The sequence below is a fragment of the Acinetobacter sp. CY05 genome (genome assembly GCF_059515805.1).
In genome coordinates, this window is sequence record NZ_JCAKMW010000028.1 from 1 (window position 1) to 20,724 (window position 20,724).

The following is a 20,724-nucleotide window of genomic DNA, read 5'->3' on the forward strand; positions in this document are numbered from 1 at the left end:
GATACAGGATTTTCAGCACTAAAAACAATGCTCAAGTATAAATGCGAGAACGCAGGGGTATTGTTTGAGGAAGTCAATGAAGCCTATACCTCCCAAACTTGTTCGTGCTGTGGTGAGATCACCGCAAGTAGTCCGAAAGGTAGGACAGGTCTTGGAATAAGAGAATGGGAGTGCGCGAGCTGTGGTACGGCTCACGACAGAGATAAAAACTCAGCTCTAAACATTCTTGCGCTTGGGCATAAGCGTCTAGCAGTAGGAATCCCCGTCCTTTAGGGCGGTGAGGATGTCAAAGTGCTGTAGTAACGATTAAACATCCTCATGTTACTTTTATCAGTTCAAAAGAAATTTACGTATCTAAAGCTCATTCAATTTTCTAAGTTTCAGCGCGGAATTTTTAATTATTACATTTAATCATTCTGCAATTACACAACACTCATCATCAAATACTATACAAAATCTGCTTTTCTATCTAATCTAAACCTCAAACAGCATAAAAATACCGCAAACTGCGGGCCTAAGGACAATAAAAATAAGGAAGAAAAATCATGTCAGAATTGACTGAATTAGTACAACACGCCCGCGACTATCATCTGAGCGATATTCCTAAACGCAGTGCCAAACGCCATCCTAATAAATTGGCTTTAGTAGATGGCGATATACAGTTGTCTTATCTCGATTTTTATCAAAAAGTAGAACAGCTGGCCGCTTACCTCGCACAGATTGGCTTGCAAAAATCTGACCGCTTGTTGTTGCTCAGTCATAATTGCTGGCAATTCCCTGTCATCCATTTTGCTGCAGCGCGTTTAGGTATTATTACTGTACCTGTTAACTTTATGCTCAACAGCAAGGAATTAGCCTATATTTTAGAAAACAGCCACACTAAAATTATTTTTGCAGAAGATCAATTGACGGCAACTGTAGACGCTGCCATGCAACAATGCCAGCATCAACTACAGCATTTTTATCACATTAACTTAAATCACGCCCCTACTTTGCCTAAATGGCAAGATCTAGCAGTATGCTTTGAGCAACCTTTACCAGCTTTAGCTCCACAAGCCTTAAATGCCTATGAACCAATACGCATAATGTATACCAGTGGCACTGAATCTTTGCCTAAAGGTGTATTACTTAATAGTGAAGCCCTAATGTGGCAATATATGAGTGCGATCTTAGAAGGTGAAATGTCGGCAAATGATCGTGAAATTCATGCTTTTCCACTCTATCACTGCGCACAATTTGATGCCTTTTTAAATGTTGATCTTTATTTAGGGGCAACCAGCTATATTTTACGTGGTTTTGATGCCAATCGTGTTCTAGATTTAATCGTAAAAGAAAAAATTACTAAATTATTTTGTCCACCTACCGCATGGATTGCCTTGCTCAATGCCCCTGCTTTTAAACATGTTGATTTAACCACCCTACAAAAAGCGTACTATGGGGCTTCTTCGATGCCTAAAAGTGTAATTAGCAGCCTACTTGAAAAACTTCCGCATATTCGTTTTTGGCAATTTTACGGCCAAACTGAAATGGCACCTGTCGCAACTGTACTTTATCCTGAAGATCATTATGATTATCCAACGTCAGTGGGTCGCCCCGTGTTCCACGTGGAAACAGCAATTATGGCTGAAGATGGTCAAATTTTGTCAACAGGTGAGATAGGTGAGATTGTACATAAAAGTCCACATTTAACTTTAGGCTATGCAAACCAGGAGCAGAAAACTGCTGAAGCTTTTTTACATGGTTGGTTCCATAGTGGTGATTTAGGTTATTTTGATTCTTCGGGACATTTATATATTGTCGATCGTATCAAAGATATGGTGAAAACGGGCGGTGAAAACGTATCTACTCGCGAAGTCGAGGAAGTGATTTATCGTTTTGAAGGAATTAGAGAAGTCGCTGTCTTTGGAATAGCGCATCCTCACTGGATTGAAGCGGTAACTGCAGTTGTAGTTTTAAAAGATCAGTATGATTTTGAATTAGAGGCGTTGTTCACGCACTGTAAACAGCATCTATCAACCTATAAAATGCCAAAGTCTATTCATGTTGTTCAAGAACTGCCTAAAAATGCAAGCGGTAAAATTTTAAAACGTCAACTACGTCAGCAATATCAAGATTATTATAATCAGAATCGTATTGCTTAAATTATTATATAATTCAGCCACTGCGCATGATATGGCTTCATTTCATTGCGCTTTTGGTTATCATAACAAATATTAACATCATGATGATAAGCCAATGAAACACAGTATCTTATTTAGTCTGGCTATTTTTATAAGTTTCGCTGCGGGATGTGAAAAAAATGAGCCTTCATCTCAAGCTTCAGATACGCATCAAATCAATGCTGAGTCTAATACCTTAGCAGATAATTTTCAAAATGCAGATGATAAAATTACTACATTGATTGATCAGATCGAGAATCCTGAAATTTCTCCATCAAATCGCCAACAAGTATTGTGCCAAGATTTTCCCAAAGTTTATCAACACGAATATATACCGGCTCTATTGGCTTTAAATCCTAAAGATACCAGTCAAGCTCAATTACTCGAAGAAATGCAGTTTACTTTGGATTATTATCAGAAACAGTTAAATATCCAATGTGTCTAATCACAGGCCTACTCATGTAGGCCTTGAATTTTTTTAATTAGAGCGATAACGACTACTCGGCAAGAATACAGTCATCAGTCCAAATAACGGTAAAAATGCACAGACTTGATAAACCCAAATGATTCCATATCGGTCTGCGAGCACACCTAAAGCTGCTGCAGCGATCCCACCAATACCAAACATGACACCAAACATCAGACCTGAAATTAAGCCTACACGTCCTGGTACAGCCTCCTGTGCATACACAACCATTGCAGAAAAAGCAGATGAAATAATTAAACCAATAAATATAGTAAAAATAATTGTGGCAGTGAGGCTGACATAAGGCAGACAAAGCGCAAATGGAATAATACCCAAGAAAGAACTCCAAATAACCGCTTTACGACCAATTTTATCGCCAATTGGACCACCAACAAACGTACCTAAAGCTACAGCAGCTAAAAATGCGAATAGGTAGACTTGTGCTTGAGCCAAACTAAGTTGGAAGCGTTCAATCAAATAGAAGGTATAGTAATTGCTCATGCTGGCGATATAAGTAAATTTTACTAACATCAAAATAGCAATGACAGCCAAGGCACGATATAAACGAGCACCCTGTAAACCTTGCTTTTGAATAACTGGGCTTTTGTTAACTTTTTTGGCTTGTAAAACTAACCAACGGCTGACATGGCTTAATACAAAAATGGCTAATAAAGCAAATCCCATAAACCAGGCTATGGCACTTTGTCCATTGGGTACAATGATTAAAGCAGCAAGTAGAGGTCCAATAGCAGAGCCGCTATTGCCGCCTACTTGAAATGCTGACTGAGCAGTACCAAATCGTCCTCCTGAAGCCATACGAGCCACACGTGAGGCCTCAGGGTGAAATGTGGATGATCCTATGCCAATCATCATTGCGAAGCCCAGCAACATATAAAAATGATGTGCAACAGCTAAACCACCTATCCCTACAAGAGTAATTCCCATACCTATAGGCAATAAATAAGGTAAAGGATGTCGATCGGTATACAAGCCGACCAAAGGTTGTAATAAAGAGGCAGTAATCTGATATACCAAAGCGATTAACCCAATTTGAGCAAAAGTTAATTGGAATTCAGCTTTTAACATAGGATAAATTGCAGGTAAGACAGCCTGTATTAGATCATTAAGTAAATGTGCAACTGCCACTGCTGCAACCATTGAGACCACCATCTTTTCTGGCTTATGTACAGTTGCAGATTGAGATATAGACATAGAATCTTCCGTGAAGCTAAGAAGTACAGACTGAGTAAATTTGAGAGTAGTTGTATCATACGCTGACAATAGCTTAAATCAGCAGACTATCTAATATTTTAAATTGAATTAAATGATGTAACTTATGAATAGTGACTTAATAAAAAAACACCTACATAGGTGTTTTTTTAAGTTTCGCTGCGAAATTTGTAAATTAAGCCAATTGCTGTAAAAACTGCTTAATTTTCTCTAATTTGGTTTCATCTAAGTCTTGCACGCTCATACGAATTGAAACGACTGTCTTGCCTTTTAAACTTTCTGAGCATTTTAAGGAACCAAATTTTTTACCTGATGCGTTTAACAGGCTTTCTTGCTGTGGTTTAATTTTAGTCATGCCCTCTTGTTGTAGCACGATTTGTTCTTGCTCAGCATTTTCATCGGTTATATTTAACTGTGGATGGTGCTGCATGAACAGATTTTGTGATTGCTGCTCAAACTGTCTAATAAATTGCGTATTACGTTTTTTAGTTTGTACAAACTCTGCATCAAAGTATTGTCTCCATGCTGCCTCTAATAATTCTAAAGCTATTTTCTGACCAAGTTGTTCACTACTTTTATTCAGTGCTGTTTTAAGTAAGCTTGCACCTGAACCACTTAAAGCCTCAGGCGTTGTTGTGAGATCCTGACGAATGAAATCTGGTAAGTCAAATAAACTAATCAAGCGATAGTATTTGTTACGAGAGATATTAAACTTCTCAGTCATAAATTCGACATTATCAATCGGGTAACCAAAACGCTCACAACTGTTAGACAGTGCATGCGCAATTTCATAGTCAGATAAATCAGCGCGGTTAATATTATCAACCAAAGCGGTTAAGGCTGCCTTTTCGTCACTTACATCTTTGATTAAGCAATCAATATCTTTGAGTTTTAATATATCGCGTACAGCTTGTAAACGTCTTTCACCGCCAATGAGCTCATAACGACCGTTTTTAGGTCGAACAACAATAGGGTTAATCTGTCCATGCTGACGAATGTTATCTGCTAACTCTTGCAACTCATTTAGATCTAAAGCTGCGACTAAACGTGGTTGATAAGGTGAAGGATCAATTAAATCTACACTAAGACGTTTTAAAGCAACACCATATTGATTACCTGTTTGCGCACGACGTTGTACAGGAGATAAATATTCCTCACCAGTATCTTGAGCCAACTTCTGCTCTGGCTGCTCGACTTGTGTCTTTTTTTCCTGTTTTTGCTTGTTGAGCAATTGATTAAACTTAGACATGTTTTGCTACCTTAAGCCGCTGTTTGTTGTTGGTACTGTTGCTCTAATAGATCAACAATACGGTCAATTGCGTCTACAGCAGGTGATTTAGAAGGTGCTAAATCATAAATTGACATCTTTGTGATCGCTGCCTGCTCAAAAACAGCAGATTGGGGAATTAATATAATTTCAGAATGAATAACTCGATTCTCTAATACAACAGTTGTAAACTCTTCCTCAAGTTGCTCTTTCATATTTTTGTCAGCAAGTTGATTCTTTTTAAAAAAATTAAGAACTGGACATAAAATCTTAAGCTCAGGATTAATGCGATCAAGACTGTCCATTGCATCTAATATTTTTTCAAAACCTTCAATAGAATACTGACCTTGTGCTGGCAAAATAAAATTATTCACAGCAACAAGCGCATTAAAAGTCAGGGTCTCTATCTCAGGAGGACAGTCTACTAAGATAAAATCATACTCAGATTCAATACGACCTAAAATGCGCGATAAAATTTCATTGGGAATTGGACTATTACGTTGCAGATTTCTAGCTGCATCACCAATACGCTTTGAACTTGGTAATAAACTAATGTTTGCAAAACGTGTCTGCTCACCTGTTAAAATTGCAAGACTAGGATCGAATCTTTTATAGTCATCAAAAAAATCCGCTACTGAATAAGAAAGTTCTACTGCCGGTATTATACTAATATGATTGGTGGCATTACATTGCGCATCTAAATCAACAACAAGAACTTGATAACCTCGTGTAGCTAAAGCAACTGCAACATTGACTGTAATTGTAGTTTTACCTACACCGCCTTTATTTTGTGCAATCGCAGTTTTCAATGCTGGATTTCCATTCATGAATAATACCTAAAGTCTATATTTTTGTGCTGTGATGAATCTAAGTATTTTTTTTAAAAAAAGCAATAAATTTAGAAAAATTAATATGTGATTGTTTATTTTTTCCAAATCGTTTCGGAGCGAAATTTGAAAAAAATACTTACCATCTTAATTATGACTTTAAATAGATTAATTATAAGAGATAAGAGATAAGAGATAAGAGATAAGAGAAGTTTAGAAGTTTAGAAGTTTAGAAGTTTAGAAGTTTATGATGGAAAAGTTTTCAGTTTTCAGTTTTCAGTTTTCAGTTTTCAGTTTTCAGTTTTCAGTTTTCAGTTTTCAGTTTATTAAATATTGTATGCCTTTGATTTAGAAATAATTTTTTAATTTTTTTTGCTTATTAAAATTCATTTTTACTTTAAATTTAAAACTGTGGATAACCTTAACTCAAGTTGACTTTGTTGTAAAGAAATTTAAATTCAAATTAGATCTAGTTGTGGATAAATTAGACTTCATTAAATAATTTATTCAGTAATTGATACACGAGTAAACAAAAGTTTTTTAAAGTTATCCACAGATAAAGTCTTTTTAAATTTATTTTAAATTTATTTTAATGTTTTTAAGCTAGCCTAAAAGCCAAGCCCAGCAAGGCTTTCAGAAGATATAAAGATAGTTTTTCACTACTTCAAAGATAGTTTTTCACTACTTCAAAGATAGTTTTTCACTACTTCAAAGATAGTTTTTCACTACAAATGAATAGGTGATATATTGACTATCTTTATTGAATTAGGCATGCTTAGGGTTAAACCGATAAGCACCAAAAGAAATGACTGTGAAACCTAAAAAAATTGTTGTTAAGGATAACTCTTTAATTGACGCAAGCTTTAATTTGAGCCTTGTAGAACAACGTTTAATGCTGTTAGCCATTGTTGAGGCACGTGAATTTAATGAGCTCACTTATAATACTCCAATTGAGGTAAGTGCTAAATCTTATATGGAGCAATTTGGTATTAATGAGAAGGAAAGTTACAGTGCGCTCAGGGATGCGGCTTTAACCTTAAAAAGACGTGAATTTAGTTATATTGATCGTTATAAAAGTTTTGATGCAGTTACCTGTGACAATTGGGTGAATAAAATTACTTATGTCAAAGATCAAGGTCTAGTTGTACTGTATTTTACTGATATCGTTATTAAAATGATTAGTAGACTTGAGCAACAGTTTACGCGTTATTATCTTGATCAGGTCAGTAATTTTAAAAGTAAATATTCAATTCGCTTATATGAGCTGATTATGAAATGGCGCATGCGTGGTATGACACAACGCTATGAAATTGACGACTTGCGCAGTAAATTAGGTATAGAACCTCAACAATATAAAACCATGAGTTTATTTAAGACCAATGTGTTAGAAAGAGCGTTAGAAGAAATTAATGAACAAACAGATTTAATTGTAAGTTATCAGCAGTTTAAACAGGGTAAAGCCATTACTCATTTACAATTTAAGCTAGAGCCTAAAGATCCTAAAACCGTACAAATTATTGAAGGGGATGATTTAGGTGACTTTAATTACAGTCTCACTGAACCGCAAATTGATTTATTTAGCGCTAAGTTGAGTCAGGATCCCTTATTTGGTAGTCAACATGCCAACATGGGGGAGACAGGTAAAGAGTTCCAAATTCGTATCAAGAGTATGCTGGGGGACCCTGACTGGGTGGAGCAAAATCTTGAAATATTGATGGGGGTTGGTTTTATACCTTAAGTTAAAATGTTCATTAATTATGCCCAATCTATTGAATTGGGCATTTTTTTTAATTTTTGTATCCTAAGTAGTGAAAAACTATCTTTATAAATAAAATAATATAAAACAAATGGTTATATAATTTTCATTTTAAAGAAGATCAGTAGTGAAAAACTATCTTTATGTAGGAAATGAACAAAAATATATCCAGATATTTAACTGTTAAGTAGTGAAAAACTATCTTTATGTTTAAATAAATCATTAAAAATAGGTATTTAGATAGTTATAGATAGTGAATTATTTTCTCTTTAAAAGTTAAGTAGTGAAAAACTATCTTTATTTACGAAAAAGACATCAATTTGAATGATTTTGGTAGTGAAAAACTATCTTTAAATAGAAATTTATATTTAAAAACAATAGTTAAGCTGAATAAATAAACAAGATTTTAGCTTTAAGTAGTGAAAAACTATCTTTATATGGTTACGTGAGCCTTATCTATGCGTTTAGGTAGTGAAAAACTATCTTTATTTTTAAAACAGACTATATTTGTAGAATTGATAAAGTATATTGGTATATAAATTAATCAATGTAGACAGTGAAGTAGTGAAAAACTATCTTTAGGGCATTGAAGGCTCATTATTTGAGTAGTGAAAAACTATCTTTATAGCTGATGATTTTACTGTCTTAGTAGTGAAAAACTATCTTTATTATATTTTGGATGCACAATAATGCTGCATTTCGTGATGCAGTGCGACTTGATAGAGCAATATACGACTTTAGTAGTGAAAAACTATCTTTATAAACAATTTAAGTAGTGAAAAACTATCTTTATATAATAGGCCCCATGAGTGTTTCTCTGTGTTCTTGTGCGACTTGACGTAGAAAATCCCAAACTAATTTGATCCGCGGTTCATGTTTTAGATCAGCAAAGGTTAACATCCAAAAGGTATGCACAAATTGAATATCGTCACTTAATACTTGTTTGAGCTCAGGCTGAGCACGTGCCATAAATACCGGTAAGATGGCCAAACCAGCTCCAGCAGAAACGGCCATTTGTTGAGCCACAATACTACTACTGCGTAAGCATGCACTGACGTCAACAGGTAGACGTTCTAGGCAATAAAGCTCAGAGCTATACACTAAGTCATTAATATAATTCACAAAGCGATGCTGTTTTAAATCTCCTATAGATTCGATCTTGGCATGCTGATCAAGATAAGTCTCACTTGCGTACAATTTTAGACAATAATCTGAAAAACGCGTGATGATATAGGGTCCGGTTTTTGGCCGATCAATAGAAATAACAATATCAGCTTCGCGATGTGACAATTTTATGGTTTTAGATACAGGAATAAGATCTATGACGAGATTTGGATAATGCTGAGAAAAACTTGCCAATAGTTTAGCTAAAAATGCTGTTCCAAATCCTTCTGGTGTTCCTATACGTATTCGTCCTTGTAAGGGGGTATTCACCCGTTCAATTTGGAAGAAAGCCTGTTCCATTTGTTCAACGCGTGGCATGAGTTCTAAACCTTCATGGGTCAATTCATAGCCTTGAGCTTCTCGTTTAAATAAAGTGCTGCCTAAATTTTGTTCCAAAGCCTGAATACGTCTTGCAACAGTGGTATGTTCAACCCCCATGATACGCGCTGCATTGGTGAGCGTTTTTGCACGGGCTAAAACTAGAAAGAAACGTAAATGATCCCAGTCAACTTTCATAATGGTTATTTTTCCTGGTTATTTTGATTGTAGAGCAAAGTGTTGTGCAATTTTGCACATCTATCGTGCATGAATTTATCTTGTTGGTCAAAAAAATCTTTGTTAGTGTCATTTCAAAGCACAACAAGATGAATCAATTTGAAAGGCAAATTGATACGCGATAACAATAAGGCAAAACGCACGGAGCGAACATGAACGCAATTTATAAAAACTTGCAAGGACAGCAAACCACAACTGCAAAATTACTCATCAATGGTGAGTTTGTTGAGTCTAAAACTCAACATTGGCAAGATATTATTAATCCCGCGACACAAGAAGTAATTGGTCAAGTACCGATGGCCACCATTGAGGAAGTGAATGCCGCGATTGCTTCAGCCCAGGCAGCATTTGCCACTTGGCGTCAAACTCCTGTACAAGCGCGTATGCGTATTATGTTAAAGCTACAGGATTTAATTCGCCAAAATGCTAAATCTATCGCGCAAGTATTAACCGCGGAACAAGGTAAAACACTGGCTGATGCTGAAGGTGATATTCAGCGTGGTTTAGAGGTGGTTGAGCATGCGTGTTCTGTGGGGACGCTACAAATGGGTGAATATCTAGATGGCGTGGCGCGCGGTGTTGATACCTACACATTACAACAGCCTTTAGGTGTTTGTGCTGGAATTACCCCGTTTAACTTCCCTGCTATGATTCCGCTTTGGATGTTCCCAATGGCAATAGTATGCGGCAATACATTTGTCCTAAAACCGTCTGAGCAAGATCCACTGACCACCATGCTCTTGGTTGAACTGGCAATTGAAGCCGGTGTGCCAGCCGGTGTACTGAACGTGGTACACGGCGGTAAAGAAGTGGTGGATTTACTGTGTACGCATCAAGATATTAAAGCGATTTCATTTGTGGGCTCGACTGCAGTGGGAACGCATGTATATAACCTTGCCGGTCAACATGGTAAGCGTGTACAAGCCATGATGGGTGCGAAAAACCATGCAGTGATTATGCCAGATGCCAATAAAGAGCAAACTTTGAATGCCCTAGTTGGTGCTGCATTTGGCGCAGCTGGTCAACGTTGTATGGCACTGTCTGTAGCAATCATGGTCGGTGAAACCAAAGAATGGGTTGCTGAGCTGGTTGAAAAAACCAAAACACTTAAAGTCAATGCTGGGCATGAGCCTGATGCAGATCTGGGTCCAGTGATTTCACCACGTGCTAAACAACGTGTTTTAGATTTAATTCAAAGTGGTGTAGAGGAAGGCGCAGAATTACTACTTGATGGTCGTAATATTGAAGTTGTTGGTTATGAGCAAGGCAATTTTGTCGGACCAACCATTTTTGACCAAGCTACAACCAAAATGCGTATTTACAATGAAGAAATCTTTGGTCCTGTGCTCGCGATTATTCATGTAGATACCCTAGAAGAAGCAGTGGCTTTAATTAATGCCAATCCATTTGGTAATGGTGTTGGCTTATTTACCCAAAGTGGCGCCATTGCACGTCGTTTCCAAGATGTGATTGATATTGGTCAAGTGGGGATTAATATTCCAATTCCAGTACCAACACCATTCTTTAGCTTTACTGGCTCGCGTGGCTCAAAATTGGGTGATTTAGGCCCATACGGTAAGCAAGCGGTGCAGTTCTACACGCAAACCAAAACCATCACTAGTCGTTGGTTTGAAGATCAAGCCCCAAGTACTGGTGTCAACACCACCATTAGCCTACGTTAAGGAGCAAACAGATGAGCATTGCATTTATCGGTTTAGGCAATATGGGGGGACCCATGGCGCTCAACCTACTCAAAGCAGGGCAGAAGGTCTATGGGTTTGATTTAAGTGAACAGGCTTTACAATGTTTTGCTGAGGCAGGTGGAGTAGTATGTCAAAGCCCACAAGAGGCCGCACGTCAGGCAGATGTAGTCATTAGCATGTTACCCGCGGCGAAGCATGTTCAAGAAGTCTACTTAGGTGATAAAGGCATCCTAGCAGTGTTAAAGCCAGGTGCTTATTGTATTGACAGTAGCACCATTGATCCGCAAACCATTCAAGAAATTGCTCAAGTGGCGAAAGCACGTGATATTTTGGTCTGTGATGCGCCAGTTTCAGGTGGTACTTTAGGTGCTCAAGCTGGTACCTTAACCTTTATGGTGGGTGCTGAACATGACACTTTGATTGCTGTGAGTTCAGTCCTTAAACAGATGGGCAGCAATATCGTACATTGTGGTGATGTAGGCACAGGGCAAATTGCCAAAATTTGTAATAACCTGATTTTAGGGATTTCGATGGCAGCTGTGGCTGAAGGTATGGCTTTAGGCGCGCAGTTAGGAATTGATCCACAAGCATTAGCGGGCGTGATTAATAGCTCAACAGGGCGCTGCTGGAGTTCAGAAGTTTATAATCCATGGCCAGGCATTTGCCCAAATGCGCCAGCCTCACGTGGTTATCGTGATGGTTTCGCTGCACAACTGATGCTTAAAGACTTAGGTTTGGCGTTGCAAGCTGCTGAGCAGGTTGAACAGTCGGTAGTATTGGGTGAGTTTGTTAAACAATACTATCAACAGCTTTGTGATCAAGGTCAGGGTCATCTCGATTTTTCCAATATTATCCAACACTATTTACCTGAGCCTGCAGTGGCTTAGGTCGGCTTAACGAGGTCGCAAGGAGCTGCGACCTTTTGATCTTCATGTCAAGACATAACAATAATCGACTGAGGTACAGCGGATGCTAAATTATCAACAAGTTGCAGACAATTTCGATTTAAATCAGGCTGCAAAAGAATTTTTATCAGGCGACTTAAATGCCCTAAATGCATGTTTTGAATGTTGTGATCGACATGCTTTACCTGGACGTATTGCCTTGTTTTGGCAAGGTAAAGATGGCACTAAGATTCAATATACCTTTACTGAATTACAAAAGCGTGCAGCACAATTTGCCAATTTTTTAAAAGCCAACGGTGTGAGTAAAGGAGATCGTGTATCGGGTTTATTACCCCGCACGCCTGAGCTCATCATTACTATTTTGGCCACATGGCGTATTGGTGCAGTGTATCAGCCTTTATTTACTGCCTTTGGTCCTAAGGCCATTGAGCATCGCGTAACTTTAGCCAACAGTAAATTTGTGGTTACTGATTTAGTCAATCGTGAAAAACTCAAAGACCTAGACACTTGTCCAAGTATTATTACCGTCACTGGTGATAAAGGTACTGGACTCTATCAAGGCGATTATAGTTTTTGGGCCGAAGTTGAACGCCAATCCAATGATTGTCCAATTGAACATTTAAGCATTGATGACCCATTCTTATTGATGTTCACTTCAGGCACCACAGGTCCAGCTAAACCGTTAAAAGTGCCGCTAAAAGCGTTAATTGCGTTTGGCAGCTATATGAAAAATGCTATTGGTTTACAGCCTCAAGATAGCTTTTGGAATATTGCTGATCCGGGTTGGGCATATGGTTTGTACTATGGCATTACCGGGCCATTATTACTGGGTCAGCCAACATTATTTTATGAAGGCGGTTTTACGATTGATAGTCTGTGCCAAATTGTGAAAGACTATAACGTCACCAACCTAGCGGGTGCACCAACTGCATATCGCATGATGATGGCCGCGGATCAGAAGCAAATGCAAAAACTACGCGGTCAATTCCGTGTCGTGAGTAGTGCAGGTGAACCGTTAAATCCAGAAGTGATTCGCTGGTTCGATCAGGTTTTAGATGCCCCAATTTACGATCATTATGGTCAAACTGAAGTGGGTATGGTGGTATGTAACCATCACGGTCTAGCACATGATGTCAAAGCGGGTTCAGCGGGTTTTGCTAGTCCCGGTTATCGAGTGGTCACGGTAGATGAGCAGGGCAACGAATTAGCTCAGGATACACCGGGAATTTTAGCAGTAGATTTAAATCAATCACCTATGATGTGGTTTTCTGGCTATGAAGAAAGTCGTAAATCACCATTTTTAAAGCATTATTATTTAACCGGCGATACTGCAGAAATTCATGCCGATGGCAGTATGAGTTTCGTTGGACGTAGTGATGATGTGATTACCACATCGGGCTATCGTATTGGTCCATTTGATGTGGAAAGTGCCTTACTTGAGCACGAGGCTGTGATTGAGGCAGCGGTGATTGGTGTACCTGATCCTGAACGTACCGAAATCGTCAAAGCATTTGTGATTTTAGCCGATCAAGAGGCGGCATCAGAGCATTTAGCCGAAAGTTTAAGCCAATTTGTGAAAACACGACTTTCGGCGCATGCCTATCCTCGGATGGTCGAGTTTGTGACAGAATTGCCAAAGACCCCAAGTGGTAAAATTCAGCGCTTCTTATTGCGTAACCAAGAAATTGAAAAACAAAAAACTCAGCTCAATGTGGCGAGCTAATATAAGGATATAACAATGAATATGCAATATGAACAAAGCCATAGTGATCAAGCCGCAAGCTTTCCATCAGCAACACAGTACACAGAAGAGCAATTACTGATTCAAGACATGACCAGAAGTTTTGCTGAAGAACAAATTAAACCCTATGCTGGGGATTGGGATGCTAAAGGTGAATTTCCGGCCCAAGCCTTAAAACAAATGGGGGAGCTGGGCTTGTTAGGTATGTTGGTCTCCGAAGAATGGGGTGGTTCTGCAACGGGTAACTTGGCTTATGTTCTGGCTTTAGAAGAAATTGCCGCAGCCGATGGTGCGACTTCAGCCATTATGAGTGTGCATAACTCTGTGGGCTGCGTACCTATTTTAAAATATGGTACCCAAGCGCAAAAAGAGCGATTTTTAGGCCCTTTGGCCCGTGGTGAGATGATTGGTGCTTTTGCTTTAACTGAACCCCATACCGGCTCAGATGCGGCAGCCATTAAAACCCGTGCCGTTAAAGATGGCGATCATTATGTGATTAATGGTGCCAAACAGTTTATTACTTCAGGCCATAATGCAGGTGTTATTATTGTCTTTGCCGTAACCGATCCAAGTGCGGGCAAAAAAGGCATGAGTGCCTTTTTAGTGCCACGTGACACCGCCGGTTATGAAGTGATTCGTGTTGAAGAAAAACTGGGTTTACATGCCTCAGATACCTGCCAAATTGCTCTAACTGACGTGCGTATTCATGAAAGTTTGCGTTTAGGTGCAGAAGGTGAAGGCCTTAAAATTGCTTTATCTAATTTAGAAGGTGGGCGTATTGGCATTGCAGCACAAGCGGTAGGTTTGGCACGTGCTGCCTTAGAAGAGGCCACCAAATATGCTCATGAACGTGTGGCTTTTGGTAAGCCGATTTTTGAACAACAAGCGATTTCTTTCCGCTTAGCCAGTATGGCAACCGAGATTGCTGCAGCCCGTCAATTGGTCCACCATGCTGCACGTTTAAAAGAAGCAGGACAACCGTGTTTAACTGAGGCATCTATGGCAAAACTATTTGCCTCAGAAATGGCAGAACGTGTTTGCTCTAAGGCATTACAAGTGTTTGGGGGTTATGGGTACTTAAAAGATTTCCCAATTGAACGTATTTACCGTGATGCGCGCATTTGCCAAATTTACGAAGGTACCAGTGATATTCAACGTCTCGTCATTGCACGCAGCTTGGCACAATAAGGAACAATCATGACACAAGAACAACAATTACTGATTGAGCAACATGGAAAGGTCGGTATTATTCGCTTGAACCGTGTAGCACATTTAAATGCGTTATCCATTGAAATGATTCAAGGCATTCATCAACAAGTTTTAGCTTGGCAAGACAATGTGCAGGTGCAAGCTATTCTTCTTAGCTCGAATAGTCCTAAAGCGTTCTCGGCAGGCGGTGACATTCGTTATATTTATGACAGTTATTATGCTGGTCAAAATCAGCATTTAGACTACTTTGCTGACGAGTATGCTATGTTGGCAGATCTATATAAGTCTAAAAAACCCTTAATTGCTTTATTAGATGGCTATGTTTTAGGCGGAGGCTTTGGATTAGCACAAGCTTGTCATCTTCGCGTGAGTTCAGAAAAGTCGCGTTTTGCTATGCCTGAAACCGTGATTGGTTATTTCCCAGATGTGGCTGCGACTTACTTTTTATCGCGTTTAGATGAAATTGGTGTCTATTTAGCCTTAACAGGTGAGCAAATCAGCGCTAACGACGCCTTTGCCCTAAAACTGGTTGATGCCTTGGTACTCAGTGAGCATTTAACTGAACTTGAGCAGCAAATCATTCAAGCCAAAGCCTTAGATTTAGGCAGTCTTCAAGCATTAATTGCTGGTTATACTGTACCAAAACATGCCTTACAGCTCGATGCAGGACGTATTCAGCGCTATTTTGCGCAACAGACCATTGAGGAAATTGAAGTGGCATTAGCCAGTGCAAATGAGGCGGATCAGTCATGGGCCGCTCAGGTGCTTGAAATCTTAGCCCAGCGTTCACCGAGCGCAAAGCGTGCCAGTCTTAAGCTACAGCAGCTAGGTCGTGGATTATCTCGTGAGCAAGCGATGAGCTTAGAACGCGAAGTACAAAGCTTATGGTTCAAACAAGGGGACTTTATTGAAGGTGTACGTGCCTTAATTATTGATAAAGACAAACAACCAAAATGGCGCGCTGATCAAATACAGTTAGATCAGCAAATTTCGGCATTGCTGCCTGAGCAAAAAGCATTGAGTGCTTGACGTGCTTAAATAAAAAAAATCCCCGAAAGGGGATTTTTTTTATTTAAAAATCTCATGCGTTTACAGCGCTGATATAGGTAAAAACCCCTATCGTGTTAAGGAGTTTATTTGAGTGAGCATCACTTTTTTATAGCGAGAATTCGATTTTTACTTACTTTATAGCTAAAAATACTTAATCCATTCTAGATTTATCCTTATATCTCGTAGCCTTCTTTCTAACTAAAGCGAATGTATAAAGATTAACATTTACATAGGAAGGCATTTGATGATCAAAGCTCAGCACATGATCTCGGTGATGCTTTTAGCATGCTGCTATAGCAGTGTTGTATCAGCCGCTGAAAATGGTGGAAGTGCTTATCCTGACGGAACAGAAAGTTTTTTAGGTGGGGCAATGCCACCACCGGGCACGTATCTCGTCAGTTATAACCAATACTACAACGCAGATAAATTCAACAATAATCATCCAGTATTTGATGATTTCAAAATTGATACTTTTGCCACAGTTGCACGTGGCATCTATGTCAGCGACAAAACATTCTTAGGTGCAACATGGGGCATGCATGCATTTCTTGTCTACGCCAATGCTGATTTAACGCTTGGTGGCGGTCAAGATGATCACATGGCGATGGGTGATCTGATTGTCGATCCATTCTTATTAGGTTGGCATAAAGGGGATTGGCATGTGGCGACAGGGGTCGACTTCTATATCCCTGTTGGTTCTTACAACAAAAATAGACTCGCAAATATTGGACGTAACTATTACACCATTCAACCGGTTATCTCAGCCACATATTTAAATAAACAAGGCATCGAAGTCACTACCAAGTGGATGTACGACATCAATTTTGAGAATAAAGATAGCAAATATGAGTCAGGTAATGCTTTGCACATCGACTATTTAGTTGCAAAGCACATAGGACCTTTGGCTGTAGGTGTTGGAGGGTATGTTCATCGTCAGCTTGAGGGTGACTCAGGTGAAGGTGCCATTTTAGGTGACTTTAAAGCCAAAGCAGCCAGCGTAGGACCACAAGTTCGCTATCAATTCCCGAAAGGGTATGCAATTGCAGCGAAATATCAAAAAGAATTTGATGTGGAAAACCGACCAGAAGGTCAAAAGTTCGCAATTGATATCACTATTCCATTTTAACACATTGTTATTAAAAAATTAAAGCAAGCATACAGAGGTAAAATTATGAAAATTGAGAATCAAGATTATGCAGCAGGCAGTACAGGAGCTGTTGATTATTTAGTGGTGAATGAGTTTTCAGGCGGTATCGTCGGACCGAGCCAACGTATGCTTGGCCCTTTAAAAAATGGTGGGACACTTAAAACAGGTACACCTCCAGGATGCTGGGGTCCCATGATCACACCAGCATTCCAAGGTGGGCATGAAGTGACACTGCCCGTCTTTATTGAAGGTGCAGAAGTGGGCGATGCTGTCGCTTTAAAGATCAAACACATGCACGTGACCTCTACGGCGACCTCATCTGGTGTGATGCAATTTGTTGAGGGGCGTTATAAAGGCGATCCATTTGTTGCGAAATATTGTGAGGCATGTGGTACTGAACAGCCTGCAAGTTATGTAGAAGGGATTGGCGACGACGCGATTCACTGTAAAAACTGTGGTGCAGAAGTTAGTGCTTTCCGCTTTTCACATGGTTATGTGATCGTGTTGGACGAAGAAAATAAAGTGAGTTTGACGGTCAATCAAGAGATTGCCAACAAATTAGCAGGTAATGCCAATGAGCTTTCTGCATTACCTGAACATGCGGCACAACATTCTATTCTATCGCTCGCACGTGCTGACATGCCGGGTGTTGCTGCACACATGCGTCCATTCCTTGGAAATATTGGTACAACCCCTGCACGTGATTTACCAGATTCTCATAACTGCCACGACTTTGGTCAGTATTTGATTGATGCACCGCATAAATTCGGGATGACCGAAGAGGAGCTGATTGCAGCCAAAACTGACGGTCACATGGATACCAACTCGATTCGTCCAGGCTGTATTTTAATTTGCCCTGTGAAAGTACCAGGTGCGGGTGTGTATATGGGTGATATGCATGCGCAACAAGGCAATGGTGAAATTGCAGGACATGCCACAGATGTTTCAGGTGAAACAGAATTACAAGTAGAAGTGATTAAAGGTTTAACGATTGACGGCCCAATTTTACTTCAAGCGTTCGATGACTTACCACCAATGGCACGTCCATTTAGCAAAGAGGAGCGTGAAAAAGTAAAAGCTTTAGGTGCGCGTTGGGGACAAACTGAAATTGAAGAAAGTGGTCCAATCACATTTATGGGAACAGGTAAAAACCTCAATGATGCAACCGACAATGCTTTAGCACGTGCGGCAAAAGTCACAGGTTTAAGTGTGGATGAAGTCATGAACCGCTGCACAATTACAGGCTCTATCGAAATCAGCCGTTTACCAGGAATGGTACGTGCAACCTTCTTATGCCCAATGCCAATTTTAGAAAAACTAGGGATTGCAAACTTAGTCCGCCAACATTACCAACTTTAATTCATCACCTGAACGGCGGTTGATTCGGGCGTTTCAAACGCTGTTCGCAAAGAAGCATGAAATTTACTAAACCTAGAATTTAGAAACAATAATTTGAACAGGAATGTCATATGAACAGTAATGCAAAACTCCGTTGGGGCGATTTATATCCAGAACTTGGGATTGAGCCTATTCCAACTGAACCATGTATTTCACCAGAGATCTATCAAGAAGAAATTGAAAAGGTTTTCTCAAAAGTCTGGTTAAAAGTGGGACGTGTAGAAGAAATTCCAAAGAAGGGTAATTACAAAGTAAAACGCCTAGATTTTGCGAAAACCTCAGTCATTTTAATGCATGGCAAAGATGGTGAAATCCGTGGCTTCCATAACATTTGTTCACACCGTGGCAATAAAGTTGTGGTGGAAACAGGCAATGAAACCTTTGGTTCAAACAAAGCCGCAGTTGTGACTTGCCGTTTCCATGGCTGGGTTTACGATGCTAAAGGTGATTTGGTTAGCGTACCTGAAGAAGAAAAATTCACTTCTTGTTTTGATAAAGGTCATAACGGTCTTGCACCTATTCGTACCCAAGTTTGGGAAGGCTTTATTTTCGTTAATCTTGATAACGAAGGCACGCAATCCGTTGAGGAATTCCTCGGTGATATGGGTACGCATTTAGGGGGTTACCCGTTCCATGAAATGGAAGAATGCTTTGCGTATAACACCTTATTAAATTGTAACTGGAAAGTGGCACATGACGCTTTTGCGGAGGCCTACCACGTCGCAACCATTCATGCTGGCTCTTTCCCGAATGTTTTTGCTTCAGGCTTACAGGAAGTACAGTTGTTTGGTGATCACCGTACCTGTGCAGTGTGTCTGACCAAGAATGCCAATCCAAAACCTGCTGCAGCATTGTCGGGCGAGATCACAGGTGCATCTTTGGTGAATCACTATGAACGTGTTCAGTTACCAAAAACAGTCAATCCAAATGACCGTGATGACTTCTCTTTCGAACTCTCTGTCATTTTCCCAAATATTTTGGTGCATGTGACGGAAGGGGTATGGTTTACCCATCAATTCTGGCCAGTTGGGCACAATCAAACACGTTGGGAAGGTCGTTATTACATTCCTAAAGCGAAAACCTACTCGGAGCGTTGGGCGCAAGAATTTGCACAAATCTTACAACGTAACGCTTGGTTAGAAGACACCGCAACCATGGAAGACACGCAAGAAGCGCTTGAATCTAAAGCGAAAAAAGTAATGCACCTTCAAGATGAAGAAATCTTGATCCGTCACGGTTACCACGTTCTTGAACAATATCTAAATCGCGCATAAGGAGAATGCACATGTCAAACATCATTTCACAATTGCCAGCTGACTTTGCAAGCTTAGAACCTTTTGTCGCGAAATGGGCTTTAGGAACGGGTAAGCAACGCCATGAAGCGCGTTTGAACTCAACCAAAGAAGAGTTGCAAGCATTTTATGATGCCATTTTGCCAGAAATGCGCAAGCTACTCGCTGCACTTGATCAATATGCTTTAGGCACATTGCCTGAAGAGCTACATAAATTGTATTGGTTAAGCCTGAGTTTTGCTGAGGTTGCACCACATATCGAGCTTTATAAGGGTTCAGTTGGCGTACCGTATGCATTTGCTGAGAACCGTTTCATTTATGAAACTGGTGACGTGGTCAACGTTTAAGAGGAATACAGGATGAGCCAGCACAATCTAGAACAGCGTTTGCATTATCTGGAGGCCTGCGAGGCGATTCGAAGCCTGATCGGTCGCTATGCCACAGCGGCGGATCAGCGCAACAATCCAGCTATTTTACAGCATGTATTTCATGAAGATGCAGTTTGGTATGCCAATGGTTTTGGAGAGTATCAAGGACGTCAAAATATCTTGAATGGATTGTCAAGTATCGCCAAAGCCAAGGTAGTTTGGAGCTTACACATCATGGCCATGCCCGACATTGAAGTGATGGATCAAAATCATGCAAACGCATCATGGATGCTTTGGGAGGTCTGTAATTTGGCAGATTCATCAACACAGCACAACCAAACGAACACCAGTTGTTTAGGTGGTTTTTATAAAACGGAATTACGTCGGGATGAGTTGGGTGAATGGAAATTTGATCGTGTCGAGCTGAATCTGACTTTCAATCAACCCTATCCGAATATAGCTATATAGGCACTGTATCAGTACGGCC

18 protein-coding genes are annotated in these 20,724 nt (G+C 39.8%); 14 read left to right on the forward strand and 4 right to left on the reverse strand.

Features of this window, described 5'->3' with window-relative positions:
- The 3 genes from AC5YCD_RS14035 to AC5YCD_RS14045 form a co-directional block, all read left to right on the forward strand.
- The coding region (locus AC5YCD_RS14035) for an RNA-guided endonuclease InsQ/TnpB family protein (protein ID WP_496130624.1) at positions 1-273 on the forward strand (273 nt) is incomplete at its 5' end.
- Between the two features lie 272 nt (positions 274-545).
- A complete protein-coding gene (locus AC5YCD_RS14040) occupies positions 546-2,141 on the forward strand; it encodes a fatty acyl-CoA synthetase (protein ID WP_496130625.1) in 1,596 nt (531 codons plus the stop codon).
- Between the two features lie 94 nt (positions 2,142-2,235).
- Entirely contained in the window at positions 2,236-2,604 is a 369-nt protein-coding gene (locus AC5YCD_RS14045) for a hypothetical protein (protein WP_496130626.1), read from the forward strand.
- Positions 2,605-2,637: 33 nt separating this feature from the next.
- On the opposite strand, the gene AC5YCD_RS14050 is transcribed toward AC5YCD_RS14045, so the two are convergent.
- The 3 genes from AC5YCD_RS14050 to AC5YCD_RS14060 form a co-directional block, all read right to left on the reverse strand.
- Positions 2,638-3,837, reverse strand: coding sequence for an MFS transporter (locus AC5YCD_RS14050; RefSeq protein WP_496130627.1), 1,200 nt, complete (start codon positions 3,835-3,837; stop codon positions 2,638-2,640).
- A 193-nt stretch (positions 3,838-4,030) separates the two neighbouring features.
- On the reverse strand, positions 4,031-5,104 hold the full coding sequence (locus AC5YCD_RS14055) for a ParB/RepB/Spo0J family partition protein (protein ID WP_496130628.1): 1,074 nt from the start codon (positions 5,102-5,104) through the stop codon (positions 4,031-4,033).
- A gap of 11 nt (positions 5,105-5,115) precedes the next feature.
- Positions 5,116-5,949: a ParA family protein gene (locus AC5YCD_RS14060; RefSeq protein WP_496130629.1), complete on the reverse strand. Its 834-nt coding sequence runs from the start codon at positions 5,947-5,949 to the stop codon at positions 5,116-5,118.
- 811 nt (positions 5,950-6,760) lie between these two features.
- On the opposite strand from AC5YCD_RS14060, the gene repM reads away from it, so the two are divergent.
- Positions 6,761-7,687: a replication initiation protein RepM gene (repM, locus tag AC5YCD_RS14065; protein WP_496130630.1), complete on the forward strand. Its 927-nt coding sequence runs from the start codon at positions 6,761-6,763 to the stop codon at positions 7,685-7,687.
- 807 nt (positions 7,688-8,494) lie between these two features.
- Here repM and AC5YCD_RS14070 read toward each other — a convergent pair.
- On the reverse strand, positions 8,495-9,385 hold the full coding sequence (locus AC5YCD_RS14070) for a LysR family transcriptional regulator (protein WP_496130631.1): 891 nt from the start codon (positions 9,383-9,385) through the stop codon (positions 8,495-8,497).
- A gap of 191 nt (positions 9,386-9,576) precedes the next feature.
- Between AC5YCD_RS14070 and AC5YCD_RS14075 the strand changes: the two genes are divergently transcribed.
- The 10 genes from AC5YCD_RS14075 to AC5YCD_RS14120 all read left to right on the forward strand — a co-directional run bounded on the left by AC5YCD_RS14075 (position 9,577) and on the right by AC5YCD_RS14120 (position 20,705).
- Positions 9,577-11,106 carry a CoA-acylating methylmalonate-semialdehyde dehydrogenase gene (locus tag AC5YCD_RS14075; RefSeq protein ID WP_496130632.1) on the forward strand — a complete coding sequence of 510 codons (1,530 nt, stop codon included), beginning with the start codon at positions 9,577-9,579 and terminating at the stop codon, positions 11,104-11,106.
- Positions 11,107-11,117: 11 nt separating this feature from the next.
- Positions 11,118-12,014 carry a 3-hydroxyisobutyrate dehydrogenase gene (gene mmsB / locus AC5YCD_RS14080; RefSeq protein ID WP_496130633.1) on the forward strand — a complete coding sequence of 299 codons (897 nt, stop codon included), beginning with the start codon at positions 11,118-11,120 and terminating at the stop codon, positions 12,012-12,014.
- Positions 12,015-12,096: 82 nt separating this feature from the next.
- The gene (locus AC5YCD_RS14085; RefSeq protein ID WP_496130634.1) at positions 12,097-13,755 is read left to right on the forward strand and encodes an AMP-binding protein; all 1,659 of its coding nucleotides are present in this window, start codon (positions 12,097-12,099) and stop codon (positions 13,753-13,755) included.
- A 21-nt stretch (positions 13,756-13,776) separates the two neighbouring features.
- Positions 13,777-14,961 carry an acyl-CoA dehydrogenase family protein gene (locus tag AC5YCD_RS14090; protein WP_496130649.1) on the forward strand — a complete coding sequence of 395 codons (1,185 nt, stop codon included), beginning with the start codon at positions 13,777-13,779 and terminating at the stop codon, positions 14,959-14,961.
- Positions 14,962-14,970: 9 nt separating this feature from the next.
- Positions 14,971-16,011: an enoyl-CoA hydratase/isomerase family protein gene (locus AC5YCD_RS14095; RefSeq protein WP_496130635.1), complete on the forward strand. Its 1,041-nt coding sequence runs from the start codon at positions 14,971-14,973 to the stop codon at positions 16,009-16,011.
- Between the two features lie 265 nt (positions 16,012-16,276).
- On the forward strand, positions 16,277-17,158 hold the full coding sequence (locus tag AC5YCD_RS14100; RefSeq protein ID WP_496130636.1) for a SphA family protein: 882 nt from the start codon (positions 16,277-16,279) through the stop codon (positions 17,156-17,158).
- A 45-nt stretch (positions 17,159-17,203) separates the two neighbouring features.
- The gene (locus tag AC5YCD_RS14105; RefSeq protein WP_496130637.1) at positions 17,204-18,538 is read left to right on the forward strand and encodes an acetamidase/formamidase family protein; all 1,335 of its coding nucleotides are present in this window, start codon (positions 17,204-17,206) and stop codon (positions 18,536-18,538) included.
- 110 nt (positions 18,539-18,648) lie between these two features.
- Entirely contained in the window at positions 18,649-19,851 is a 1,203-nt protein-coding gene (locus tag AC5YCD_RS14110) for an aromatic ring-hydroxylating oxygenase subunit alpha (protein WP_496130638.1), read from the forward strand.
- An 11-nt stretch (positions 19,852-19,862) separates the two neighbouring features.
- Positions 19,863-20,216 (forward strand): hypothetical protein, encoded by a 354-nt coding sequence (locus AC5YCD_RS14115; RefSeq protein ID WP_179998700.1) that lies wholly within the window; start codon positions 19,863-19,865, stop codon positions 20,214-20,216.
- 12 nt (positions 20,217-20,228) lie between these two features.
- Positions 20,229-20,705 (forward strand): nuclear transport factor 2 family protein, encoded by a 477-nt coding sequence (locus tag AC5YCD_RS14120; protein ID WP_496130639.1) that lies wholly within the window; start codon positions 20,229-20,231, stop codon positions 20,703-20,705.
- The last annotated feature ends 19 nt before the right edge of the window (positions 20,706-20,724 follow it).

What these genes read in the sequence shown, in the direction of transcription:
- AC5YCD_RS14105 (WP_496130637.1), top strand. Translation starts at nt 17,204, where the DNA reads ATGAAAATTGAGAATCAAGATTATGCAGCAGGCAGTACAGGAGCTGTT.
- AC5YCD_RS14100 (WP_496130636.1), top strand. Translation starts at nt 16,277, where the DNA reads ATGATCAAAGCTCAGCACATGATCTCGGTGATGCTTTTAGCATGCTGC.
- AC5YCD_RS14040 (WP_496130625.1), top strand. Translation starts at nt 546, where the DNA reads ATGTCAGAATTGACTGAATTAGTACAACACGCCCGCGACTATCATCTG.
- AC5YCD_RS14060 (WP_496130629.1), bottom strand. Translation starts at nt 5,949, where the DNA reads ATGAATGGAAATCCAGCATTGAAAACTGCGATTGCACAAAATAAAGGC.
- AC5YCD_RS14115 (WP_179998700.1), top strand. Translation starts at nt 19,863, where the DNA reads ATGTCAAACATCATTTCACAATTGCCAGCTGACTTTGCAAGCTTAGAA.
- AC5YCD_RS14095 (WP_496130635.1), top strand. Translation starts at nt 14,971, where the DNA reads ATGACACAAGAACAACAATTACTGATTGAGCAACATGGAAAGGTCGGT.
- AC5YCD_RS14110 (WP_496130638.1), top strand. Translation starts at nt 18,649, where the DNA reads ATGAACAGTAATGCAAAACTCCGTTGGGGCGATTTATATCCAGAACTT.
- AC5YCD_RS14055 (WP_496130628.1), bottom strand. Translation starts at nt 5,104, where the DNA reads ATGTCTAAGTTTAATCAATTGCTCAACAAGCAAAAACAGGAAAAAAAG.
- AC5YCD_RS14050 (WP_496130627.1), bottom strand. Translation starts at nt 3,837, where the DNA reads ATGTCTATATCTCAATCTGCAACTGTACATAAGCCAGAAAAGATGGTG.
- mmsB (WP_496130633.1), top strand. Translation starts at nt 11,118, where the DNA reads ATGAGCATTGCATTTATCGGTTTAGGCAATATGGGGGGACCCATGGCG.
- AC5YCD_RS14120 (WP_496130639.1), top strand. Translation starts at nt 20,229, where the DNA reads ATGAGCCAGCACAATCTAGAACAGCGTTTGCATTATCTGGAGGCCTGC.
- AC5YCD_RS14085 (WP_496130634.1), top strand. Translation starts at nt 12,097, where the DNA reads ATGCTAAATTATCAACAAGTTGCAGACAATTTCGATTTAAATCAGGCT.
- AC5YCD_RS14075 (WP_496130632.1), top strand. Translation starts at nt 9,577, where the DNA reads ATGAACGCAATTTATAAAAACTTGCAAGGACAGCAAACCACAACTGCA.
- AC5YCD_RS14045 (WP_496130626.1), top strand. Translation starts at nt 2,236, where the DNA reads ATGAAACACAGTATCTTATTTAGTCTGGCTATTTTTATAAGTTTCGCT.
- AC5YCD_RS14090 (WP_496130649.1), top strand. Translation starts at nt 13,777, where the DNA reads ATGCAATATGAACAAAGCCATAGTGATCAAGCCGCAAGCTTTCCATCA.
- AC5YCD_RS14070 (WP_496130631.1), bottom strand. Translation starts at nt 9,385, where the DNA reads ATGAAAGTTGACTGGGATCATTTACGTTTCTTTCTAGTTTTAGCCCGT.